Annotated in this window: 17 protein-coding genes; 7 read left to right on the top strand and 10 right to left on the bottom strand. The window is 39.4% G+C overall.

The genetic code is table 11. The features are described 5' to 3' along the window. Window positions 1-20 precede the first annotated feature (20 nt). The 4 genes from ACK1I8_RS20860 to rsgA form a co-directional block, all read right to left on the bottom strand. Window positions 21-3,497, bottom strand: a complete 3,477-nt coding sequence (locus ACK1I8_RS20860; protein ID WP_412467178.1) for a preprotein translocase subunit SecA — start codon at window positions 3,495-3,497, stop codon at window positions 21-23. Between the two features lie 134 nt (window positions 3,498-3,631). Further along, window positions 3,632-3,931, bottom strand: coding sequence for a hypothetical protein (locus tag ACK1I8_RS20855; RefSeq protein ID WP_412467177.1), 300 nt, complete (start codon window positions 3,929-3,931; stop codon window positions 3,632-3,634). A 288-nt stretch (window positions 3,932-4,219) separates the two neighbouring features. Next, window positions 4,220-5,173, bottom strand: coding sequence for a Smr/MutS family protein (locus ACK1I8_RS20850; protein WP_412467176.1), 954 nt, complete (start codon window positions 5,171-5,173; stop codon window positions 4,220-4,222). A gap of 107 nt (window positions 5,174-5,280) precedes the next feature. Next, the gene (rsgA, locus tag ACK1I8_RS20845; protein ID WP_412467175.1) at window positions 5,281-6,201 is read right to left on the bottom strand and encodes a ribosome small subunit-dependent GTPase A; all 921 of its coding nucleotides are present in this window, start codon (window positions 6,199-6,201) and stop codon (window positions 5,281-5,283) included. Between the two features lie 197 nt (window positions 6,202-6,398). Here rsgA and fumC point away from each other — a divergent pair, with 197 nt between their 5' ends. The 6 genes from fumC to ACK1I8_RS20815 all read left to right on the top strand — a co-directional run bounded on the left by fumC (window position 6,399) and on the right by ACK1I8_RS20815 (window position 10,902). Next, a complete protein-coding gene (fumC, locus tag ACK1I8_RS20840; protein ID WP_412467174.1) occupies window positions 6,399-7,796 on the top strand; it encodes a class II fumarate hydratase in 1,398 nt (465 codons plus the stop codon). A gap of 151 nt (window positions 7,797-7,947) precedes the next feature. Continuing rightward, window positions 7,948-8,298, top strand: a complete 351-nt coding sequence (locus tag ACK1I8_RS20835; RefSeq protein WP_412467173.1) for a hypothetical protein — start codon at window positions 7,948-7,950, stop codon at window positions 8,296-8,298. 7 nt (window positions 8,299-8,305) lie between these two features. Then, window positions 8,306-8,821, top strand: a complete 516-nt coding sequence (locus tag ACK1I8_RS20830; RefSeq protein WP_412467172.1) for a fumarate hydratase — start codon at window positions 8,306-8,308, stop codon at window positions 8,819-8,821. Between the two features lie 2 nt (window positions 8,822-8,823). Next, a complete protein-coding gene (locus tag ACK1I8_RS20825; RefSeq protein WP_412467171.1) occupies window positions 8,824-9,630 on the top strand; it encodes a S1/P1 nuclease in 807 nt (268 codons plus the stop codon). 29 nt (window positions 9,631-9,659) lie between these two features. Next, the gene (locus ACK1I8_RS20820; RefSeq protein WP_412467170.1) at window positions 9,660-10,094 is read left to right on the top strand and encodes a low molecular weight protein-tyrosine-phosphatase; all 435 of its coding nucleotides are present in this window, start codon (window positions 9,660-9,662) and stop codon (window positions 10,092-10,094) included. Between the two features lie 40 nt (window positions 10,095-10,134). Then, entirely contained in the window at window positions 10,135-10,902 is a 768-nt protein-coding gene (locus ACK1I8_RS20815) for a ThuA domain-containing protein (protein WP_412467169.1), read from the top strand. A 75-nt stretch (window positions 10,903-10,977) separates the two neighbouring features. Here the strand turns inward: ACK1I8_RS20815 and ACK1I8_RS20810 are convergent, their stop codons facing one another. Then, on the bottom strand, window positions 10,978-11,385 hold the full coding sequence (locus ACK1I8_RS20810) for a hypothetical protein (RefSeq protein ID WP_412467168.1): 408 nt from the start codon (window positions 11,383-11,385) through the stop codon (window positions 10,978-10,980). A gap of 7 nt (window positions 11,386-11,392) precedes the next feature. Continuing rightward, window positions 11,393-12,064, bottom strand: a complete 672-nt coding sequence (locus ACK1I8_RS20805) for a hypothetical protein (protein ID WP_412467167.1) — start codon at window positions 12,062-12,064, stop codon at window positions 11,393-11,395. 161 nt (window positions 12,065-12,225) lie between these two features. Between ACK1I8_RS20805 and ACK1I8_RS20800 the strand changes: the two genes are divergently transcribed. Then, a complete protein-coding gene (locus ACK1I8_RS20800) occupies window positions 12,226-13,677 on the top strand; it encodes an alpha-L-fucosidase (RefSeq protein WP_412467166.1) in 1,452 nt (483 codons plus the stop codon). A gap of 1 nt (window position 13,678) precedes the next feature. On the opposite strand, the gene ACK1I8_RS20795 is transcribed toward ACK1I8_RS20800, so the two are convergent. From ACK1I8_RS20795 to ACK1I8_RS20780, 4 genes are all read right to left on the bottom strand, one after another. Further along, window positions 13,679-15,205, bottom strand: a complete 1,527-nt coding sequence (locus ACK1I8_RS20795) for a rhomboid family intramembrane serine protease (RefSeq protein ID WP_412467165.1) — start codon at window positions 15,203-15,205, stop codon at window positions 13,679-13,681. A gap of 6 nt (window positions 15,206-15,211) precedes the next feature. After that, window positions 15,212-15,961, bottom strand: coding sequence for a class I SAM-dependent methyltransferase (locus ACK1I8_RS20790; RefSeq protein WP_412467164.1), 750 nt, complete (start codon window positions 15,959-15,961; stop codon window positions 15,212-15,214). Between the two features lie 183 nt (window positions 15,962-16,144). Next, window positions 16,145-16,459 carry a S41 family peptidase gene (locus ACK1I8_RS20785; protein ID WP_412469399.1) on the bottom strand — a complete coding sequence of 105 codons (315 nt, stop codon included), beginning with the start codon at window positions 16,457-16,459 and terminating at the stop codon, window positions 16,145-16,147. A 27-nt stretch (window positions 16,460-16,486) separates the two neighbouring features. After that, on the bottom strand, window positions 16,487-19,339 hold the full coding sequence (locus ACK1I8_RS20780) for a PDZ domain-containing protein (RefSeq protein ID WP_412467163.1): 2,853 nt from the start codon (window positions 19,337-19,339) through the stop codon (window positions 16,487-16,489). Window positions 19,340-19,458 lie beyond the last annotated feature (119 nt).

Raw genomic sequence — 19,458 nt, 5'->3', positions numbered from 1 at the left:
TAAAGCATTATATATCGTGATTACAAATTAGCACCATGGCAGTTTTTGTACTTTTTACCGCTACCACAAGGGCAAGGTTCGTTTCTACCAACAGTTGCTTCTTTGCGGATGGGCTGCTGCGGAACAGCTTCACGTGTATCGCCAAATTCGATACCCGGCTCTTCTCTTCCAAACTCCTGTTTAGTGGTTTGTAGCTTTGGCTGTTTAACCGGAGCTGGTGCTTCTCTTACCTGATCCGGCTCTTGCTGTACCGGAATACCACCTTTATACAAGAAACTTACCACTTCCTTATTTACTTCGTTAAGCATGTTTTTAAACAAGTTGAAAGCTTCCATTTTATAAATTACCAAGGGATCTTTCTGCTCGTAAACCGCATTTTGTACCGATTGCTTCAGATCATCCATTTCGCGTAAATGTTCTTTCCAGCTATCATCAATTAAAGCAAGAACAATGGTTTTTTCGAATGACCGAACTACCTCTTTTCCTTTATTCTCAATTGCTTTCTTTAAATCTACAGCTACCTGTATACCACGGATACCATCTGTAAACGGCACCACAATCTGTTCGATATGATCTCCACGTTCTTCATAAACCTGGGTTAATACCGGTAACGATTGCTGAATAATGGCTTCAGATTTACGCGCATAAAACGACTCTGCTTCTTCAAATAACTTTTCGGTTAACTGAGCGGTACTGGTTGAAGAGAATTCTTTTTCAGTAATCTCCGTATCTAAAGAGAAGTTTTTGATTACTTCAAGCTTGAAACCGTCGTAATTTGCTTCTTGTTTATATTCGCTCACAATGTCTTCAGCAACATCGAAAACCATGTTGTTCATATCCACATCTAAACGTTCGCCGAATAAAGCATTTTTACGTTTGGCATAGATTACGGTACGTTGCGAGTTCATCACATCATCATACTCCAACAAACGTTTACGGATACCAAAGTTGTTTTCTTCTACTTTTTTCTGTGCACGCTCGATAGATTTGGTAATCATTGAATGCTGAATCACTTCACCATCTTCAATACCCATACGTACCATGATACTAGAGATACGCTCTGAACCAAATAAACGCATTAAGTTATCTTCCAATGAAACGAAGAACTGTGATGATCCGGGATCACCCTGACGACCTGCACGACCACGTAACTGCCTGTCTACACGACGGGATTCGTGACGTTCGGTACCTACGATAGCTAAACCTCCGGCTTCCTTAACACCTGGCCCCAGTTTGATATCGGTACCACGACCAGCCATATTGGTTGCAATGGTTACCGTTCCTGCCTGGCCAGCTTCGGCAACGATATCGGCCTCTCTCTGGTGCATTTTAGCATTCAAAACATTGTGTTTGATACCACGAAGTTTAAGCATACGGCTTAATAACTCGGAAATCTCGACGGAAGTGGTACCCACCAATACCGGACGGCCTGCTTTTGGCTCTAACTGTCCTGTTTGAGGATTAACTGCAGGAATTAATGCCCCTTTAGCATCGAGCTTAGGTACAGCTCTACCGGTTTGGTCATATTTAACAACCGGTTTGCCATCTTTCTGTTTGATGTTACCTTCTTTATCTGTTTCATATTCGGTTTCATAATGAGAATATGGGAAAACCAGGTATTGTATTTCTGCCGCAACGGCGTTATATTTCTCGCGAACGGTACGGTAAACGTAATCCTGCTCATCAATCCTCGAAATATTTCTGTTGGTAGGAATCTCTACCACATCCAGTTTATAGATCGACCAAAACTCACCAGCTTCTGTAGTCGCAGTACCCGTCATACCGCAAAGTTTATGGTACATACGGAAATAGTTCTGTAAGGTTACGGTTGCATAAGTTTGGGTAGCATCTTCAACCTTAACATTTTCTTTAGCCTCAATGGCCTGGTGCAAACCATCAGAGTAACGGCGGCCATCCATAATACGGCCCGTCTGCTCATCAACAATTTTGATCTTTCCTTCATCAATGATGTATTCCACATCAATTTCGAATAAAGTATAGGCTTTTAATAACTGGTTAACCGAATGGATACGTTCTGCTTTAACAGAATAATCGCGCATTAAAGCATCTTTCTGCATCACCTTTTCTTCCAAAGGAAGGTCAGATTTTTCAAGCTCTGCAATTTCGGTGCCTACATCAGGCAAAACAAAGAAATGAGGATCTTCACCTGATTGGGTAATCAGTTCGATACCTTTTTCAGTTAATTCAACCTGGTTATTCTTCTCATCAATGTAGAAATACAATTCAGAATCTACCTTTGGCATATTCTTGGATTGATCTGCCATGTAATGGTTTTCTGTTTTTAACAACAAACCACGGATACCGGTTTCACTTAAAAATTTAATTAAAGCTTTGTTTTTTGGCAAACCACGGTAGGCACGTAATAAGGCTAAACCACCTTCACCTTCTTCGGTTCCACTGTTACCTGCATTAATTAATTTTTTAGCTTCGTTTAAGGCTTGTGTTACATAAGCTTTTTGTGCATTAACCAAACGCTCAATACGTGGTTTCAACTCATAAAACTCATGTTCATCTCCGCGTGGAATCGGACCGGAAATAATCAAAGGCGTACGGGCATCATCAATTAAAACCGAATCGACCTCATCCACCATGGCAAAGTGCAGCTTGCGCTGTACCAATTGATCTGGCGTTTGCGACATATTGTCACGCAGGTAATCAAAACCGAACTCATTATTGGTTCCGTAAGTAATATCTGCGGCGTAAGCCTTTCTTCTGGCTTCCGAGTTTGGCTCATGTTTATCAATACAATCAACCGTTAAACCATGGAATTCGAATAAAGGGCCATTCCACTCACTATCACGACGGGCCAGGTAATCATTCACCGTTACAATGTGTACACCTTGTCCGGCCAATGCATTTAAGTAAGCCGGCAATGTACTTACCAGGGTCTTACCTTCACCGGTTGCCATTTCGGCGATTTTACCGCTGTGCAATACAATACCACCAATCAACTGCACATCGTAATGTACCATGTTCCAGGCTACTTCCGTTCCGGCAGCGTCCCATTTATTGGCCCATTGTGCTTTATCGCCAACAATTTTTACATTGTTTTTTCTTGCAGCATAATCTCTGTCAAACTGGGTTGCAGTAACCTCTAAATAATCGTTTTCGCTTAAACGGCGTGAAGTTTCTTTAATTACTGCAAAAGCTTCCGGAAGGATTTCCAGAAGTACTTTTTCCAGTTCGGTATCGCGGTCTTTACCTAAAGCATCAACCTGATCATAAATGGCTGTTTTTTGGTGAAGATCTAATTCTTCACTTTCTGCCTCAGCTTTTAGTGCCGTAATTTTCTGATCAATATCAGCTAAAAAAGCTGAAATTCTTTCTTTAAACTCAATGGTTTTGCCACGCAACTCATCATTGCTTAAGGCAGATAGTTTACTGTAGTGTTCGTTAATTTTAATAACCAATGGCTGTATAGCCTTTATATCTCTTTCTGATTTACTTCCGAAAATCTTCGCTAAAAATCCTAACATTATATTCTAAATCGTATTTTATTATTGAAAATGGGTGTGTTACAACAACCAAGCCATTGTCAGCATTAAGTCAGTTTGGCAGTTGTTGATGTGATGGGGCTTAAATCTTAACAGATTTTTTAGAAAGAAACGGACTAGGGACTATTGTTTTTTGGTTTTTTTCTGATGGTTAAATCAGCAATTACCTGGTCTGCATTTACATATTTAGCCACTTTTAAGGGAGCTTGCGTTCCGATTAAGGCTAACCTTGTGTAGGATAATAAATAGGGATTACGGTCTTCATTGAGCTGAACCGAAGCTTTACCACTTGCATTAACATTAATGTTATGCTCATTGCAATATTCGTTTAATATCCTTAGCCCTTCAACACGTTCGGCTTTTGCCAAATGTGTTAAGCTAAAAAATACAAGCGATATGGTAACAAAGTGTTTCATGAATTGCGGCAAAGCTAGTTTTAATCTTTTACAAAAAGAAATTACAGCTCTGCAAAAAGCGTACCCTTTGATTTAGTCAATGTTTAAAAAACCAATTCAGTGCAAGATGGAAACATCTTACACCACTAAAAAGATTCCAATCAAGTTGGGAATGACGATCTCTCGGGGAATATTACTAAAATTTATCTGTCACTTATATTAATTTTTATAAAATAAATTATCCCTCAGAATGAGGGATCGCATGTAAAAGAACTCCTCCATCACCCATCCTACATCTTCCCTCTTCCATCATTTAAAAACTACTTCAGTGGCACCATAACCAAACTTTTCTTTTCTGGCATCCATATAGGTTTTTACATGGGGATTTTTACTGATCAGTTTATGGATTTTATCCCTTAAGGTACCATTCCCTGTACCATGGATAAAAACGATTTTATCAAAGTGATGAACCACCGCGGCATCCATAGCGGTTTGAAAATGGTTGATCTGTATCTGCAACATTTCATCTGCTTCTAAAAAATGATGATCATCTCTCAGTTTTTCAATGTGCAGATCAATCTCTTTTTGTGGTGCTTCAACTGTTCTTTTCTCCTCTGAAGATTTAAAGAAACTTTCTTTTAATTTCTGTGGATCAATGGTTACCGGAACAAGGTCATCCAAACGGATCAGCCAACCTTTATTCCGCAATTGAGGCAATTCCTTCTTTTCGGTACTAAAATCTTTTGCCCTGAACTTTTTACGGATGACCAACGGATCGATAGGTTTCACATCAGCTTGGCTAAACACCACAAGCTGAAAGTTAAATTCCGGCCAAAGGTCAAGATCAGCCAATGATGCAGAATAAACCAAAGTGGAGCCGTAAGATTCAATTATCCCATGAAAAGCGCCCGCATATTTCCCTTTACGATCGGTAATCAGACCTGCCAATAAAATGTTTGGAGAATGATTCTGAAGATGAAAATGTACCACATTGCCCGCCTTATCATTGGTAGCAACAGCTATATAAATGCCATTTTCGATTTTGCTAACGCTCGGGATATTCACCTGGATGGGTTTTGGCGTATCCAATTCCTCAGCAACCACACCATGACCATGTACAGAGGTCAAATTACTCACCGCAACAGGTATCTCGAAACCATCTTCATCAGTAACACCTAAAGTTTGTGCATCTATAATTTTGGTTACATAACCCTCACGTTTTTCATCAACAAAACGCACAAAATCTCCCAGTTTAAACTTCATCTCTATGTTTTTTAGCAAAGGTTTATAATATATCTCGTTGTTATGTTTAAGCAGTTTCTTTGCGCATGTCATAACTTCGGACTCCGAACTTCCAACTTCTGACTAAACTAATGCCGCGTATCGTTACCATGATAAATACTGAGGTAACTTTCATATCTCGAAACCGCTATTTCACCTTCATTTACGGCTTCGATAACAGCACAACCCGGTTCGTTAATGTGCCTGCAGTTGTTGAAGCGGCAATGATGCGAAGTTTCAAAGATTTCCCTAAAAAAATGTCCCAATTCTTCTTTCTCGATATCAATTACCCCAAGTTCCCTGATGCCAGGAGAATCTACAATAAAGCCGCCTTGTGGCAGTTCGAACATTTCGGCAAAAGTAGTGGTATGCTGCCCTTTATCGCTCCAGTCAGAAACCTCCCCTGTTCTGAGATCACGATCAGGCATCAACGCATTGATCAAGCTTGATTTTCCTACACCTGAATGCCCCGATATCAAAGTAATTTTATCGGTAATCAATTCCTGGATAACCGGAATATTTATACCTTTTAAAGCGGAAACTTCGTAACAGGCATAGCCGATATTTTCGTAGATATTTTTAAACTCCTGCAGAATTTCTAAGCCCTCTTTACTGAATAAATCGAGTTTATTAAACACCAATACCGCAGGCACATCATAAGCTTCGGCCGTAACCAAAAAACGATCGATAAAACCTAATGAAGTACGGGGAGAAGCTAATGTAACCACTAACATGGCCATATCTAAATTAGCCGCTAATATCTGTGCCTGTTTACTCAGGTTAATCGATTTACGGATGATATAGTTCTTACGGGGCAACATTTCGTTGATCAAACCCTGGTTACTATCCTTTTCCAGCTCAAATTTCACCCGGTCGCCAACCGCAATCGGGTTGGTGGTTTTAAGTCCTTTAATCCTGAATTTGCCTATAATCCTGCAATCGTAACGTTCGCCATTATCGGCCAGAACACTATACCAGCTCCCTGTAGATTTAATAACTAATCCCTGCATATCTGCGGTAAAGGTATGAATATGATTTCATTGGTAGAACTAGCTGGCGCCGATAAAAGTTTGTAAATTAACGATAGGGAATAAAAAGGAATACAACATTTCGGCTATATATTTTCTTATCCATTAAATATCTTACATAAATACAACGCTTTAAAAGGCAAAAAACCTAAATTTGCGACAACAAAATCAAAAATATAATGAGTTTCAGAATAGAACACGATACCATGGGCGAGGTGCAGGTACCTGCCGACAAATACTGGGGTGCACAAACCGAACGCTCACGCAATAACTTTAAAATCGGTCCGGAAGGTTCGATGCCAAAAGAAATTATCCACGCTTTTGGATACCTGAAAAAAGCAGCCGCACTTGCCAATAACGAACTTGGCGTATTATCTGCAGAGAAAGCAGATTTAATTGCCAAAGCCTGTGATGAAATCATTGCAGGGCAATTGGATGATCAGTTTCCTTTGGTCATCTGGCAAACGGGTTCTGGCACACAAAGTAACATGAACGGCAATGAGGTAATTGCAAACCGTGCCCATGTTATTAATGGCGGTTCATTAGCTGACGATAAAAAAGTGCTTCACCCAAATGATGATGTAAATAAATCACAATCATCAAACGATACCTATCCAACTGCAATGCATATTGCGGCCTATAAACTTACGGTAGAAAATACCATTCCTGGTTTAGAAAAATTAAGAAATACATTAGCCCAAAAAGTAGAAGAATTTAGTACGATTGTTAAAACAGGCCGTACGCACTTTATGGATGCAACTCCATTAACTTTAGGTCAGGAATTTTCTGGTTATGTGCAACAGATCGACAATAGCATCCGGGCAATTAAAAACGCCCTGGTTATGGTTGCCGAACTGGCTTTGGGAGGGACTGCTGTGGGTACAGGCTTAAATACACCAAAAGGATATGATGTTTTAGTGGCTAAAAAAATTGCCGATTTAACTGGTTTGCCTTTTGTTACCGCTCCAAATAAATTTGAGGCTTTAGCTGCACATGATGCGATGGTAGAACTTTCCGGCGCATTAAAACGCACAGCAGTTGCCTTAATGAAAATAGCCAATGATGTAAGAATGTTAAGTTCTGGTCCCCGTTGCGGCATTGGCGAAATTGTAATTCCAGATAACGAACCCGGATCGTCTATTATGCCAGGAAAGGTTAACCCTACACAACCAGAGGCTTTAACCATGGTTTGTGCGCAGGTAATCGGTAATGATGTTGCTGTTTCAGTGGGCGGCTTGAATGGTCACTTCGAACTGAATGTATTTAAACCATTAATTGCAGCCAATGTATTACAATCGGCACGTTTAATTGGTGATGCCTGTGTTTCTTTTACCGATAAATGCGCTGAAGGAATAACGGCAAACTTACCTGAAATTGAAAAACACCTGCAAAATTCCTTAATGTTGGTTACGGCTTTGAATCCACATGTGGGTTACGAAAATGCAGCTAAAATTGCGAAGAAAGCCCATAAAGAAAATAAAACCTTAAAAGCAGCTGCTGTGGAATTGGGATTATTAACCAATGAGCAGTTTGATGAGTGGGTACGCCCTGAAGACATGGTTGGCAGCTTGAAATAAATTATGAGATGGGTCGTCATTCCCAACTCGCCCCGATAGCCATCGGATGGGAATCTTAATGCGATAGGTTTTAAGATTCCCGCCTGCGCAGGAATGACGTCACTTTTACAGATTACACCCAAATCAATCAGGTAATTAAAACACAGGTAATATGAATTCAATACTCTCTAACCTTTTAAGCTTGATCCCCATCATTCCACCCTGTGTTGTATTTGGAGCCTGTTGCTTTTTTCTAATAAAAAAATCTTCGGTCGAAGCCATCTTAATGACTATTGGCTCAGGCATGGGCCTGATTATTAACTTACTTTATAGCTTATTGATGCCATTGCTCATGGCCTCGCAAAATCTAACCCCTACAGAAGTTATGAAATACAATACTGTCGTGGGCGTTATTAGCTTTATAGCCGGCCTATGTTTTGCAGCAGGTCTTTTAATTCTGGTCATTAATAACGCTAAAAAGAGTAAGATTATTCCCAGTCAGTTCCCTAAAAGCAACGATTAATAATACAATGAAAAAACTGCAGCTGGCTTTCAGGAATTGCTACCTCATCCTTTTTACATTACCCATCTTACATCTGGCCTGTAGTCCACGGCCCAATATACAGGGCAAGGGCGAAGATTTTATGCAAGGCGTCTGGAATGAAGATTCTGTTGCTTATAGTCATAAGTTGAGCAACTACACACAACACCATTTCAAATTTACCTGCGATTCCGTTTATATTGATATGGTTACCCATAGCAAAGTAAATTTTTATGAGGACTCTTGTTACAACAATGGCATTTGGAAAGAATATGCCAAAGGCGTATATGCAGTTAAAGGTGATACGTTATTTATAGGTGCAACCTTTACACACGCCAATTATAAACAAAAAATATCCGGATGTTACCGCATTGGTCGGTATGACAAAAATTTCCTGATCAATAAAAAATCGGCTGATACTTTAATTTTAGAAAGTTTGAGCGATGAGCGGGAGATTAAACTAACACTTAAAGAAAAAATTACCTGCATACCAAAAGAATTATAAAAATGATTTTAACATCAATTAAAAAAAAATTAACCATTGCTTTAGCCCTGGTTTTTTTAGCCTATTTTCCTATCCGGGCAAATGCGTGGGGAACCATTGGCCACCGTGTAGTTGGCGAAATTGCCGATAGTTATTTAAAAGCAAAAACGCGCAAGGCCATTCAAAGTATTTTAGGCTATGAAACCTTGGCGATGTCTGCCAACTGGGGCGATTTTATTAAATCAGATTCTACCTATAACTATATGTATAACTGGCATTTTGTCAATCTTCCGGCAGGATTAGATAAAAATGGTGTTTACAACTTTTTAGACACTGAAAAATCGCCAAACCTGTACAATAAAATCCCTGATCTGATTGCCATTTTAAAGAAAACAAGTAGCACAGCCTCGGAAAAGAAACTGGCTTTGCGCATGTTGGTTCACCTGGCCGGAGATTTATGCCAGCCTATGCATGTTGCCCGTAAAGAAGATTTGGGAGGCAACCGGGTTTCGGTATTGTGGTTCAATGAAAAATCGAACATCCACAGGGTTTGGGACGAACAGCTGATCGAGTATCAACAGTTAAGCTATACCGAATATGCAAAAGCGATAAATCATGCTTCGGCTGTACAGCTTTACAACTGGCAAAACACCAGCCTGAAAGATTGCATTTATGAATCGTACACGATTTGTAATAAAATTTACGAAACAACCAAACCAGATGCTAAATTAAGCTATCGCTACAATTTTGACTGGGTGGAAACCCTTAACAACCAGTTGTTAAAAGGTGGCGTGCGCCTGGCTAAAATGCTGAATGATATTTACGCATAAAGAATACTTTATTTTAAAGCACAATAACATTGAAAATTTTAATGGTTTGCCTCGGTAATATCTGCCGTTCGCCTTTGGCTGAAGGCATTATGCGTCATCTGGCAGATGAACAAAACTTAGGCTGGGAAATTGCTTCGGCAGGAACGGGCAATTGGCATATTGGCCAGGCACCGGACCACAGAAGTATTGCTGCAGCCAAGGCAATAGGTTACGATATCAGCAAACAGCGGGCACAGCAGTTTAATCCTTCGATGTTTGACTATTACGACCTGATTTTGGTAATGGATAAGAACAATTTGGCCGATATTAAAAGCCTCGCCAAAACTGATATGGAGCGAAAAAAGGTCAAACTTTTTCTTGATAACGATGAAGTTACAGACCCATATTGGAATAATAGCCTGTTTAAGCCCGTTTGTAAACAAGTTGAAGAAAGATGTATGGAAATTATCAAACAACTTTCTTAAATTTAAAGCTTATAATCTATTATACTAACCAGTCAGACTAATGAAAAAATACCTGTCCTTATGTTTGTTAGTTGGAACAGTAATTCTGTTTCAAAGTTATACCGTAGTCAAGAAATCGGCAAAAGTTTTAGTTTTTTCCAAAACAAAGGGCTTTAGGCACAACTCCATCGAAACAGGAAAAGAGGTAATCCAGAAACTAGGTGCAGAACATCATTTTGAAGTGGATACAACAGAAAAGTCAGATGTTTTTACCGAAGATAACCTAAAGAAATATGCTGCTGTTATTTTCTTAAATACTACAGGTGATGTTTTAGACGATAAACAACAGGTAGCTTTTGAAAGGTACATCCAGGCTGGCGGAGGTTATGTTGGGATCCACGCGGCCACAGATACCGAGTATGATTGGCCTTGGTATGGCAAACTGGCCGGTGCTTATTTTATCAGTCACCCAGCTGTTCAGGAAGCCCGGTTCATTATTAAAGACAAAAAACACCCCGCTACAAAATTCCTTACCGATTCGGTATGGATGAGAAAAGATGAGTTATATAATTTTAAAAACATTAACCCTGACATTAAAGTACTGATTAACTTAGATGAGAAATCGTACACTGGTGGTAAAAACGGTGATTTCCATCCATTTGCCTGGTACCACGATTTTGATGGGGGAAGAGCTTTTTACACCTGCATGGGCCATACCAAAGAAGGCTGGGCTGACGATAAATTTCAGAAACATTTATGGGGAGGCATTGAATACGCCATCGGTGGACAGAAGAAATTAGACTATAGCAAAGCGCATTCAAAGTTCTAAAGAGTAGTTGGCCTTGTTGAGTAAAAAAATCAACAAGGCTAATCTTATCTCGAAAACATTTTTTACGATTGACGATTAATAAAATACGAATATATTCCACCAAAGATTGTCGTTTTTATACAACGGCTTCATCGCCCAAAAACAATCAACCTGATCTTCGTTAAGGATTTTTTCTAAATTCTGAGAGAAATCAAACAGCAAATTGTTGGATGCAGCCCTCCATTCTTCAGGTTCCCTATACCTGAATTCGTTATATTGCATCCGTTTGATCAGGTATTTCTTAAGTTGAGCTTCAACCTCAGGTTTTTGAGCCACTGTTAACCTTAATTCTTTTTCGATCCCAAACATAATCTTTGCAAGATTTAGGGTATCTATTTTAAATTCCTTAATCTGTTTATTGTCAGCGGGATTAGACTGGGCATTGATGAGATATATGGTACAAGAGACAAACAAGAATGTTAAAAATATCCTTTTAACCGACATAATAAACCTAATTAACCTTTTTAAAATTAACTAAATAAATATAATTCAGCATACAAAAAGAGGCTATTGCTCCGAAAGTATGCCATAAGAAATGCGTACCTATACTCAATACATCCCATTGATCTGCAATGCGGAAAGTTAAGGCAAAGATAAAGGCAATTAAGGCAAAGCCAACCCATTTGCCGTTTTTCCATTCTGTTTTGATCAAGTATCCAAATACCGGAAATAAAACCAGCGAGGCCATAAAGGCATAATTGATATTGATAAAAATCTGAAAATCGCCGTTGCTAAAAAGCCTTCTCACATAGAATTGAAAAAAGGCATATACCGCTACAATTAAAATGGCAAAATACCATTTGGTCAACCTGGAAAGAAAGTATACCCCGGCCGAAAGGCACAAAAGCATAATTGGCATCCAATCCATCATAATAAAGATCGGCCAGCGCCTGAACCCGTGGTAAGTAGTGCCTCCGATACCGCCGATATAAAGCAGCACCAACGCAATACTTAAAAAGCTATGCTGCTTAAAATTACCCCACAGTTTAACTGTCCAATATACCGCTATAGCCAGGAACAAGCAGCTTGTCAAGGTATTGAAGGGTTCCGGAAATAATTGGCTCAGATTGGTTTCTGCATATACGGTACCTCCATCAGGAGGAGTCTGATTAAAAGCGCTCATATTTAATTAACATATAGTGAAATTAAATGTTTGACAGATCGATGTAACACTCAGGAGGTAAAAATAGTTTCGTATTCGCATCTCCAACAGTTTAAATATTGGTTAAAAATAGCTTGCCAATGTTAATTATTTGTACTTTAGTTAACTTAAGCCACAAGTTTATGAAATCCTTATCGATCCTTTTTTTACTTCTTTCGACAGCTATTTATGCCCAGTTACCTCCTCAACCTTACGGTGCTGTACCATCAAAAAGGCAATTGGCCTGGCATGATGTTGAAGTTTATGGTATCATGCATTTTACACCTACCACTTTTGAAAATAAAGAGTGGGGGTTTGGCGATGCCGATCCGAAAACATTTAACCCAACAGATTTCAATGCCGACCAGATCATTAAAGCTGCTAAAGCGGGTGGATTAAAAGGTATTGTTCTGGTTGCCAAACATCATGATGGTTTTGCTTTATGGCCAACTCAAACAACCGCCTACAATATCAGCAAAAGCCCGTTCAGAGGAGGAAAAGGAAATCTAGTTAAGGAAGTAGAACTGGCCGTACGCAAAAACGGCTTAAAGTTTGGTATCTATTGTTCGCCATGGGACAGAAATAATCCACTTTATGGTACCGATAAATATCTAGCTGTTTATCAGGCACAGTTAAAAGAACTGTACAGCAACTTTGGAGAACTTTTTATGAGCTGGCATGATGGTGCCAATGGTGGCGATGGATATTATGGCGGTGCAAAAGAAAAACGCTCTATAGACAACACCACCTACTATGATTGGAACAATACCTGGGCCATTACACGCAAAATGCAACCCATGGCGAATATATTTAGCGATATCGGTTTAGACGTACGCTGGGTAGGTAATGAAGACGGACATGCTGCACCAACCTCCTGGGCTACTTTCACCCCGATGGCTCCGGACGGAAAAAGTGTAGCCGTACCCGGGCAGGCAAACTACCCGCAAAGCCCTGAAGGCATCAGAAATGGTAAATTCTGGATGCCGGCAGAATGCGATGTTCCGCTTAGAAAAGGCTGGTTCTATCACCCTAACGAAAAGCCAAAAAGCCCGGAAGAATTGTTTGATCTGTATTTAAAAAGTGTTGGCCGTGGAGCAGGTTTAGACCTGGGTTTAGCACCCGATACCCGCGGACAACTTCATGATGATGATGTTGCTGCACTGAAAAATTTTGGAGATATGGTTAAACATACTTTCGAGCATAACCTGGCTAAAAATGCATTAGTCAAAGCAAGTGATAGCAGAGGGAAAAAGTATGACGTTGCTACGCTGCTTGATGGCAAGAAAGAGACTTACTGGGCCACCCGTGACAATGTTCATGAGGCAAGTTTAGAACTGGACTTGAAAACCGCTAAAACCTTTGATATTATCAGCCTGCAAGAGTACATTCCCTTAGGTCAGCGGATAGAAGGTTATACCATTGAAATATTTGAAAACAATACCTGGAAAAAAATTTATGAGGGCACGAGTATTGGCGCAAAACGCTTAGTTAAATTGGATACCCCTCTTACATCCAACAAAGTAAGAATAAACATTACCAGATCGCCCGTTTGTATTACATTAAGCGAAATCGGATTGTACAAAAAAGCCGGATAATTTAATCCGGTTTGTAAAGAATTTCGAAAACCTGTGCCAATGCGGCAGAAGTCTGTTTGCTATAGCGATAGGTGCTATCGGCCTGAATATCCCGATACATCAGCATTACGGCCCTATGGGCTGCTTTACTCAGCTTTACTTTTTCAGCGCGTTCTTTAGCATCTTCAGGCCTCAAAGTCAGAGCCTGCATTTGCTTGATGATGATCAGGTTTCTTTCCATGGGTATGATACCATCTTCTTTAATAGAAGTAAGTTTAACATCTTTAAGCAAAGAGATTTTCAAATTCATAATGTTATTGAGTGAACCCAGATTAGTATTAAAGGTATCTCTTAGTTTTCGATATTCCTCTGTCCCGTATTTTGGACTAAAATGAATCACTCCGCTGAAAAACATTAAAAATAAAAGTACCGATACTGCATATCTTGTCCAGGTTTTAACCTCAAAAGCTTTATCAGGCTCATAGGCGAGCAGATAAGTAAGGATAAAACCAGAAACAAAGCCCCCGATGTGCGCTGCATTATCTACCCTTTTACCAAATGCTCCATTTATAACCACCAATAATGATACAATAAGTGTACTTACTAATAAAGCCTTAGTGGCTTTAGGCTCAAAAGACTTAGTGATCAACAGCGCAATAAAAGCACCATACAGGCCCATAATGGCTCCGGATGCCCCCATCATTACCCCTTCCTGATGAAAAATCAAACTGACCAGACCACCGCAAACCCCGCTCATTAAATAAATAAAAAGGTATTTTTTCCAGCCTAGCTTATTCTCAATCATCAAACCCAGATAAACCAGGGCATACATATTAAAAAACAGGTGTGAAACCGATCCATGGATAAACTGATAAGTGATCAGGCGCCAATATTGCCCTCCAAGAACCAGATTGCGTTGATTAACACCAAAGTTTAATACTAATCGTTTTATTTCTGAAAGATAATCTTCTTGAGAAACATGTCCGGTTTTTAGCGACAGATAGGCCATGAATACAATTGATAATAAAACAATTGCGATATAATATAACGTATTAAGTACAACAATGATTGGCGTTACCGTATAACCTTTCTGGGGGAAAAGCAAGAACAACACGTTTTTGATTTTATTCTTCGTAGCTAAAGGGGCTTTTTCGAAGTAATGGTCATCCTGTGTAGCAATAAATTTGTGAAACTTTTGCAGATGCTCTTCCCAAACATCTTTCAGGTGAAATTCGACATATTCAAATTCGTGAAAAAATTTCTCCAGATTGAGATCGTTTTTACCGTAATCATTAAAGAGCATCTGAATCCCCACGCATTCACTTTTTACCACTGCAAAATTTCCGTGGATACGGATTGATACTTCTTCACTGTACGACTGGAAGGATATCGGGGTATAAGCAATTAAGCCGGTTTCGGAAACGTGACTTAAGGCCCAGCCAAGATTTTCGATAGCCTGTTTGGCAACAATTAAATATTTATCTGCCGGAAAATCGGCCAGGGGAATAAATTTTTCGATTTTAGGTGAGTAACCCCAACTTACTGACATAGCGCGTTAATTTTTTTTCGCTGCTAAGATAATATAAGGAGACAGATTTTTGCTCTCGAACGGGATCAGCTTCGTAAATATTTTTCCGGTCAGCCAAACTGCTTTTTTAAATAAACGCACACCTGCCGATTTTTGATCTTCGTTTTCCAACCAAACACTAAAGCGTCCAAAATAACCTGATTGTACATCTTTAAGTCCGGCCTGTTCACCTATTGATTTCAGCAATGCCGGGTCCATGCTCTTAATATTGTGTTTATCGTAATTTTCCTTATCAAAGTTCTTCTGGAACCAACCGTTAACCGCTTTAAAATTTGGCAGTGTGATAAACAATGTACCACCTGGTTTTACAAAAGCGATGTGTCTGTTGATGATATCGGCGGTATCGTTAAAATGTTCAATTAAACCGCAGCTTAATACCAGATCATATTGTTGTTCAGGCATGTAATTGAAAAGATCGGTTTCGATGACGTGGATATCGTTTTCAGTTAAACCATTCTTTTCTAAAAGCTCTTTTACCACTGGCGGATGAACAAAATAATCAAGAAGGGTAACGTCAAGTTTAAAGTATTTTTTCAGGAACACGGCATAATAACCAGGAAAGCCACCTAATTCAATAGCTGTCTTGACCTTATCTTTCTGAATAATATCAGCCAGTTGCCTGTAAAATAAATAATTAGCAGGTAACTGAACCGCAAGTCCTTTTTTACTTTCCCAATAATTCACCCAAAAAGCCCTGTCGGTTAATAAGTTTGCCATGTTTTAAAATAATTCCAGGCTCAAAGAAACGGAAAAATTTGGTTAATTGTTTAAAAATTGAATGGCTTGTATTGCTGGATTATTAGATTGTTTCATTACTAATTTGGCAACCCAGCTTATATTTTATTGCCGGTTGCCGGCGATATCACAATCCGACAATAAACAATCTTTTTACAATTAACCCTATTTCAGGTCTTTCAAAATCTCGGCAACTGCTTTTTCCAGTTGTGGGTCCCTGTCTGCCAGACGGTCTTCAAAAGTATTTTTAACAAAGATATCTGGTTTAACGCCCTCCTTTTCGATATTCTTGCCATCCATGGTATAACAGCCCCAGGACGGTAAACGGTAAGAAGAACCATCAACCAGGCCTTTAGCCGAAGTAAAAATGATCCACCGGTAGGTTTCTGTACCGATAATCTTACCCAGTTTTAATTGCTTAAAACCTGCGGCCGTCATTTCAGCATCACTTAAAGATTGCTCGTTAATCAGCAGTACGATGGGCTTGGCCGCCGGACCAAAATTACTTTATGGCGCCATTTTACCACCACGGTATTTCCATTTGAGGTAAGGACGCTGCGAAAGGAATTTCAGTACCTCATCGTGTACATTCCCACCGGTATTGTAACGAAGATCAAGGATAATGGCTTCCTTGTTTTCTTCCTGGGCCACCATATCCAAAAGGAAATTTTCAAGCTCACCACTCCCCATATTTTTCATGTATGAATAAGCAATCCGGTTGTTGCTCCATTTATCTACATTTTTATGGTTTTGGCTAATCCATTCATCGTAAAGGTTACCCCTCAATGTACCCGAACTTTCAGGATGTACATTAACATAAACTTCCTTGCCGTCGCGTTTGAAGGTTAATGTCATCTCCCGATCTAAAGAGGGCTTGCTGAAATAATAATCCCTATCTACTTTTTCGTCTACGCTAACACCGTTCACTTCTGTTAAAATATCTCCGGCCAAAATATTAACTCCTTTGCGTGAGGCATTGCTTTTGGCTACAATGCGTTCTACCTTTAAAGGATTTTCATTTTCGAAGATAATTCCGGTCTCATTGGTGATATAATTCAGGTTTTTGCGCTCTTCTGCCCCTGCGCTATTAAAACCCATGTGCGAAGAATTTAGCTCCCCCAGCATGTCATTCAATAATATTCTTAAATCGCTACGGTTATTTACATATGGCAGATAAGCAGCATATCGTATCCTCATTTTATCCCAATCTACACCATGAAATTTTTCGTCATAAAAATTTTCGTCCAGGCCTACCCACGTTTCGTAAAACATCTGGTTAAATTCAGCATTTAGGTTCCTGGTAAATTTATAGCCATGATCTATCCGATCAAGCTTATTTCCTTCCAGTGTATATTTGTTGATTGCACCTCTTGATAAAACAAAAAATTTGTCGCCTGCAGAAATAATCGAATAATCGCCACCGTCAGCAACCTTTTCCGTTTTATTGGCTTCAAAGGGTTCGATAGTGGTACGATACAGGCCTGGCGTACCGCCTTCGTGGTTAGATGAATAAAAAACATACGTTTTATCGCCCTTGGCATAAACATCTGTTCCGTACTGCCCACCAAATGAAGGACCAACCAGTTCTATTCTATCCAGTAAATCCTGTGTATTGATGGTAATTACATTGGCAGGTTTAGGTGTAGGTTTAACTTCGGTTTTCTTTTTAGCTGTATCGGTTTTTGATTTTTTATCATTTTTGTTTTCCGGTGCAGTCTTAATATCTGTCGGTGCTGGCTTGCTTTCTTTAAACAGATCATCAAATTTATCAGAACGATAAGGCTCATCATAGTTATTTAAAGCCATGCGGTAAATGTGTGCATTTTGCATTCCTGTTGGATAGGAAGGCTTGGTGCGGGCACTGGTAAAAAAAATATATTTTCCATCTGGCGACCAGGCCGGGCTGGTTTCGGTGACGCCCGTATTGGTTAAGTTGATGGTTTTATTGTTTTTGATGTGATGAACCATAATATCCTGTTCAAAATTGCGGTAAACGGTAAACAGCACATATTCGTCATTTGGCGAAAAACTTGGTGTTGCGCTCTGTATAGCCCAAAACTCGTCGGTTACCAAAGTTTTAGCATCAAAAGTTTTAAGGTCCATTAGTTTAAGTTCGTTCCTGCCACTTAAATATACGGCCATGGTTTTAGTTTTGTTGAAAGTGATATCACGAACATTAGCTTTATCTTTTGTAAGTTGTTTTACAGTACCTTTTCCATCACCTGTTACGGTAAACCAGTTTTGGTAACCATCAGTAGTTTGACTAAAGAGAATTGTTTTATTATCAGCCAGCCATTTACATTCCAGGGCACGTTCACCACTGTGGGTAATCTTCCGGATAAACTTTCCATCGGCATCGCTCACAAACACCTCGCCACGCGAAATGAATGCCATTTTTTTCCCGTCAGTTGAAACATCGAAGGCTGAAATATTTCCCCGTACATCATACTCCTGCTCTTTACTCAATACCTGGTTGCGTGAGGTGCTAATATTCACTTTTTCGGCTTTCTTGGTTGCAACATCGTAGGTATACAACTGATAGTCTTTCTCAAACACAACCGTAGTTCCATTAGCCGAAACAAACGGACGTTTAATGGAGGTATCGAAATGGGTTAAACCAGTTTTTTTTCCATTGATAATAGTATAAAGGTTATATTCATCGTTGCTTTCATCCGATACAAAAAAGATGTTACCTTTTTGATCAACACTTGTCCAGAAATCTTTTCCGATATAATCGGTATAACGTTTATAACTTTTTGTTTTTGGATTGTATGATTGAATATCGGGATTATAAGCGCCTTTATAATGTTTGCGGTTGGCGAAGCGCATACTTTCCCAGGTATCGTTAAAAAACAACTCTCCGGTAGGCGATTCGGCGATGTGATGCGTAGTATTAAAATAATTATGGAATAAACGCACCGCTGTTCCGCCGTTTACATTTACCTTATAACTCGAAAAAGAATTATAACGACCAGAGGTAAAATAGATTGTTTCAGAATCCCAACTCCAGTTATCTACTTCATCACTGGCGTCGTTAAACGTTAACTGTTTAATATCGCCACCAGCTAAAGGCATTACATAAATATCATAATTGCCAAACTGGTTAGATGAGAAAGCCAGCCACTTCCCGTCAGGAGATATTTTAGGGTTAATTTCTTCGCCTTGCATGGCCGTAATTCGCGATGCTACCCCACCTTTTACCGGAACTTTCCAGATATCACCATCATAGCTAAATACGATAGTCTGCGCATCGGGCGTTAAAGCAGGATAGGCAGCAAAATAAGTTTGATTTTGGGCAAAAGAATATGAAGGCCATAAAAAAGCCAATACCGTAAGTGATTTTACTAAGGATTTGATCATAATTAAGTTAGTTTGGCTCCGAAAAGGCAGTTCTTTTTTGATAAAAAAAACTTGACCTTAAGAACGATAAAATTTATCGATGAAATTACGCAACAGATTTTATATTCGTAAACAATAAA

The organism is Pedobacter sp. KLB.chiD (assembly GCF_047040275.1).
Lineage (GTDB): Bacteria > Bacteroidota > Bacteroidia > Sphingobacteriales > Sphingobacteriaceae > Pedobacter.
The sequence above is the reverse complement of the archived record's forward strand: the minus strand, read 5'-3'. Positions and strand labels throughout refer to the sequence as shown.